This window comes from Actinomycetota bacterium, from assembly GCA_035540895.1.
Classification (GTDB): Bacteria; Actinomycetota; JAICYB01; order JAICYB01; family JAICYB01; genus DATLFR01.
Genome location: DATLFR010000203.1, coordinates 1 through 2,511, shown reverse-complemented (window position 1 = coordinate 2,511; position 2,511 = coordinate 1). Strand labels below are relative to the sequence as shown.

Sequence of the window (2,511 nt, the reverse complement as noted above, 5' to 3'; positions counted from 1 at the left end):
GCCTACGGGGTGGCGGCGACCACCATCGGACTGCTGGTCGCTATCAACCTGGCCTCCCGGCTCACGCTGCTGTCGGCGACGTTCGCCGCGACCAGCGCTCCACGCCCCCGCCCGGTGCAGGCCCGGGCGAGGGGGCCGGTCCCGACGCCGCCTACTCCCGACCCCTCCCCCGCCTGGGTGGGACTGGCCGTCCTGCTCGCGGGAGTCGGGTCCAGGACCACGCGCAGGGGTGGTCCATAGGTCCGGGCTCAGCACGGATGTCGCGCGGCCACAGATGCTCCACGATGGCTGCGCGAGATCCGAGAGGGAAGGACGCATGAGCTGGCAGGCAGGCGTGCTCGCGAACGGCATCGTGGCGGTCGCCTACCTCGCGGCATCCGTGGTCATCCTCTTCCCCGTCATCAGGTCGAAGCAGGTCCGGACGAACCCGCTGGCGCTGGCGACCGCGGCGCTCTTGGTGACATGCGCCGTCCATCACGGCCAGCACGCCGTCCAGATGCTGCTCGCCGTCGGGCCGCAGATGGAGGCCGGGCTCGCTCCGGGCTCGGCCTGGCGGTGGGACATGGCCGTCTGGGACGTGGTCACCGCGGCCGTGGGGGCCTGCTACTGGGCCCAGCGTAGGTCCGACCGGTCCGCCGTCAGAGACGCGCAGCTCTTCGAGGACATGAAGCAGAGGCAGCGGCAGGCCCTCGAGATCAACGACAACATCGTGCAGGGCCTCACGGTGGCCCAGATCTCGCTCGACCTCGCGATGACCGACCGGTCCGAGGAGGCGATCCACCGGACGCTCGCCTCCGCGCGAGCGATCATCACCGAGCTCATCGGGGAGGCCTCCGAGGTCGGCCTGGGTCCAGGTGACCTGAGGCGGACGAAGCCGGCCGAGGTCGGCTGACCCAACGCGGTCACGGTCCGGCCGGTATGGTCCGGACGTGCAGAAGGTGTCCGTCGGGCCGAAGCAACCCCCCGAGCTGACGAACGCCGTCCGCGAAGCAGGGGCCGACCTCGTCGAGCTGGAGGATGCCGAGGTCCTGGTGTGGTTCGGCGGTGGGGCCAGCAGGCTCAGCGAGGCGCTGGACCGGGCCCCCCGTCTGCGTTGGGTGCAGCTCCCACTGGCCGGCATCGAGTCGGTCGTGGACGTGCTGCGTCCGGAGCTCACCTGGGTCTGCGCGAAGGGCGTGTACGGACCCGTCGTCGCCGAGCACGGGTTGGCCCTGATGCTGGCGGCCGCGCGCGGCATCCATCGGTACGCACGGCGCTCGAGCTGGGCTCCCGAGCCGGGACGCACGTTGAGCGGCACGAACGCGCTGCTGCTCGGCGGGGGCGGGATCACCGGCGCGCTGACCGGGCTGCTCGCTCCGCTCGGCGTGAGGATGACCGTCGTGCGCAAGCACCTGCGGCCGATGCCGGGCGTGGATGTGACCATCGGCCCGGGCGACCTCCCCCGAGCGATAGGCACCGCCGACTGGGTGGTGGTGGCGTGGGCGCTCACGCCGGAGACCGAGCGGGCGGTGGATGCGGCGTTCATGGAGCGCATGCGGCCCGACGCCTGGCTCATCAACCTGGGGCGCGGACGTCACGTACACACCGACGACCTCGTGGCCGCCCTGCGCGAAGGGGCGATCGGCGGCGCCGCCCTCGACGTCACCGACCCGGAACCGCTCCCCGACGACCACCCGCTCTGGTCACTCGAGAACGCGCTCGTGACCCCGCACGTCGCGAACCACTGGGAGATCGGGCTGCCGCTCCTCGCCGAGCGCCTCCGGGAGAACCTCCGTCGGGACCGCGATGGCGAGCCGCTGCTCGGGCTGGTGGACGTCTCGCTCGGCTACTGAGCGGCGTACCCCTGCGGGTTGGACCGCTGCCAGCCCCAGTGGTCCCGGCACATCTCGTCGAGGTCGCGCTCCGCCTTCCACCCGAGGACGCGCTCGGCCGTGGACGGATCGGCGTAGACGGCGGGCGCGTCGCCCGCACGCCGGGCCGCGACCCGGTACGGGATCGGACGACCGACCGCCTTCGACGCCGCCGCCACCACCTCCAGGACGGAGTAGCCGCGCCCCGTCCCGAGGTTGATCGCGTGGCATCCCTCGAGCTGGTCGAGGCGGTCGAGGGCGGCCAGATGTCCGAGCGCGAGGTCCACCACGTGGATGTAGTCGCGGACGGCCGTCCCGTCCGGGGTGTCGTAGTCGTCGCCGAACACGGCGAGCTCCGGGAGCCGTCCGGACGCCACCTGCATCACGAACGGCATCAGGTTGTTCGGGATCCCGGCCGGGTCCTCTCCGATGCGTCCGGACGGGTGGGCCCCCACCGGGTTGAAGTAGCGCAGCAGCGCGACGTGCCACCCGGGAGACGAGGTGCACAGGTCGCGGAGGATGTCCTCGATGACGAGCTTCGTCCGTCCGTAGGGGTTGAGGGCCCTGAGGGGGGCGTCCTCGAGGACGGGGAGCGTGGCGGGCTCCCCGTACACGGTCGCCGAGGACGAGAAGACGAGCCGTCGGAGTCCCACCGCCCCCA

Annotated in this window: 4 protein-coding genes; 3 read left to right on the top strand and 1 reads right to left on the bottom strand. The window is 72.2% G+C overall.

Annotated elements, in window-relative coordinates; translation table 11 throughout:
• The 3 genes from VM840_11435 to VM840_11425 all read left to right on the top strand — a co-directional run.
• Positions 1–240 (top strand): hypothetical protein (locus VM840_11435; protein ID HVL82188.1); only part of this gene is annotated, 240 nt, incomplete at its 5' end.
• A 76-nt stretch (positions 241–316) separates the two neighbouring features.
• A complete protein-coding gene (locus VM840_11430) occupies positions 317–892 on the top strand; it encodes a hypothetical protein (protein HVL82187.1) in 576 nt (191 codons plus the stop codon).
• A gap of 37 nt (positions 893–929) precedes the next feature.
• Positions 930–1,832, top strand: a complete 903-nt coding sequence (locus VM840_11425; GenBank protein HVL82186.1) for an NAD(P)-dependent oxidoreductase — start codon at positions 930–932, stop codon at positions 1,830–1,832.
• Here VM840_11425 and galE read toward each other — a convergent pair.
• A partial coding sequence (galE, locus tag VM840_11420; protein HVL82185.1) for a UDP-glucose 4-epimerase GalE occupies positions 1,826–2,511 on the bottom strand: 686 nt, incomplete at its 5' end. The two genes, VM840_11425 and galE, sit on opposite strands and share 7 nt — an antisense overlap.